Raw genomic sequence first — 1,669 nt, forward strand, 5'->3', positions numbered from 1 at the left:
CGAGGACATAGATGATGGCCGCGAACAGCGTCTCATCTGGCGTGTCCTGTGTTCCGCCGCCCTGCGGCCGCACTCTCGACGGCGGGATCAGCGGTTTCGCGATCTCCCACAGCCCGTCCGGAACAATCCAACTCCACGTACCCCGCCCCATGAACAGACCAACGACCGCCTCACCACGTAGGACACGGTCTAAGACGTCGTTTCTTATGGCGTGATCGTTCGTTGAACCGTCCATGACGGATCTGGTTGAGCGGCTGGTGCCGGACGAGTTGTGGGTGTTGTTCCGGCGGGTGGTGCCGCCGACGGAGGTCATACGTCCGCAGGGTGGGGGCCGACGGCGTGCCGGTGACCGCGAGGCCCTGGCCGCGATCATCTTCGTGGCGACCTCGGGCTGCACCTGGCGCCAGCTCCCACCTGTGTTCGGTCCGAGCTGGCAAACGGTCTACCGACGCTTCGCCCAGTGGAGCCGGGCCCGCGTCTGGGCCCGGCTCCACCGCATCATCCTCGATGAACTCGGCGCCCGCGGACAGCTGGACTGGTCGCGGTGCGCGATCGATTCCGTCAGCCTGCGGGCCGCAAAAGGGGGCCTCTGACGGGACCGAATCCGACCGACCGCGGCAAGTTGGGATCGAAGATCCACCTGATCACCGACAGGAACGGACTGCCGCTGTCCCTGGGCATCTCCGGCGCGAACCTGCACGACAGCCAGGGCCTGGAGCCGCTCGTGCGCGGCATCCCACCGATCCGGTCCCGCCGCGGTCTCCGCCGCCGGCGCCCGGCGAAACTGCACGCGGACAAGGGTTACGACTACGACCACCTGCGCCGATGGCTCCGCGAGCGTGGGATCCGCCACCGGATCGCCCGCCGGGGCATCGAGTCCTCACAGCGGCTGGGCCGACATCGCTGGGTGGTCGAGCGAACCGTGTCCTGGCTGGCCGGCTGCCGAAGACTCCACCGTCGCTACGAACGCAAGGCAGAGCACTTCCTCGCCTTCGTCGGCATCGCCGCAGCCCTGATCGGCTACCGACGATTGGCCACGCCGCTCAGGGCCTGAGTCGGTCCTGCTGCACGTCGAAACAGATCAGCCCCATCTTGTCCGCCAGGTCTGCCGCGTAGGCCGACGCTTCTTCAGCCATGCTCCAGCCCATCCCGAAGTAGATGAGCGGACCGCTTGCACTGCCGATCAGCGGCCCGACCGACCAGGGCGAGGTCCCTTCCTCGTCCTCGGTGATATCGCACCACCGCTCGAGAAGCGCGGTCACGTAGGCCGTGATGAGTTCGGACGGAGACTCCAGGTCCTCACCGTCGAGGTAGCGGTCGTACAAGTCGCTGAAGACCCGGCGGGCAGTCCTGTCATTCGCCGGCCGCTCGCCTTCCCAGACAGCAAGGTCGTAGCTCATGTCCCGGAGGCTCTCATACCGCACTGACAGACCTCCGGGCTGGTCAACAGCACCTACAGCCATAAGAAACGACGTCTAAGACCGTGTCCTACGTGGTGAGGCGGTCGTTGGTCTGTTCATGGGGCGGGGTACGTGGAGTTGGATTGTTCCGGACGGGCTGTGGGAGATCGCGAAACCGCTGATCCCGCCGTCGAGAGTGCGGCCGCAGGGCGGCGGAACACAGGACACGCCAGATGAGACGCTGTTCGCGGCCATCATCTATGTCCTGG

2 protein-coding genes and 2 pseudogenes are annotated in these 1,669 nt (G+C 66.3%); 2 read left to right on the forward strand and 2 right to left on the reverse strand.

Going from position 1 to position 1,669, the window contains the following annotated elements; genetic code table 11:
* Positions 1 to 235 (reverse strand): annotated as a pseudogene (locus AQJ64_RS51570) (hypothetical protein); the annotation flags it as partial.
* Between AQJ64_RS51570 and AQJ64_RS48750 the strand changes: the two are divergent.
* Positions 234 to 1,054, forward strand: a protein-coding gene (locus tag AQJ64_RS48750; RefSeq protein WP_420876585.1) for an IS5 family transposase whose coding sequence is annotated in 2 segments (ribosomal slippage) — positions 234 to 588 and positions 588 to 1,054 — 822 coding nt in all. Because the reading frame shifts where the segments join, the coding sequence is not laid out codon by codon here. The pseudogene AQJ64_RS51570 and the gene AQJ64_RS48750 overlap by 2 nt on opposite strands.
* On the opposite strand, the gene AQJ64_RS42755 is transcribed toward AQJ64_RS48750, so the two are convergent.
* Complete coding sequence (locus AQJ64_RS42755) at positions 1,044 to 1,400, reverse strand: hypothetical protein (protein WP_055638437.1); 357 nt, start codon at positions 1,398 to 1,400, stop codon at positions 1,044 to 1,046. The genes AQJ64_RS48750 and AQJ64_RS42755 overlap by 11 nt on opposite strands.
* Positions 1,401 to 1,518: 118 nt before the next feature.
* On the opposite strand from AQJ64_RS42755, the pseudogene AQJ64_RS50355 reads away from it, so the two are divergent.
* Positions 1,519 to 1,669: pseudogene (locus tag AQJ64_RS50355) on the forward strand (IS5/IS1182 family transposase); the annotation flags it as partial.

The organism is Streptomyces griseoruber (genome assembly GCF_001514205.1).
Taxonomy (GTDB): Bacteria; Actinomycetota; Actinomycetes; order Streptomycetales; family Streptomycetaceae; genus Streptomyces; species Streptomyces griseoruber.

What these genes read in the sequence shown, in the direction of transcription:
- AQJ64_RS42755 (WP_055638437.1), bottom strand. Translation starts at nt 1,400, where the DNA reads ATGAGCTACGACCTTGCTGTCTGGGAAGGCGAGCGGCCGGCGAATGAC.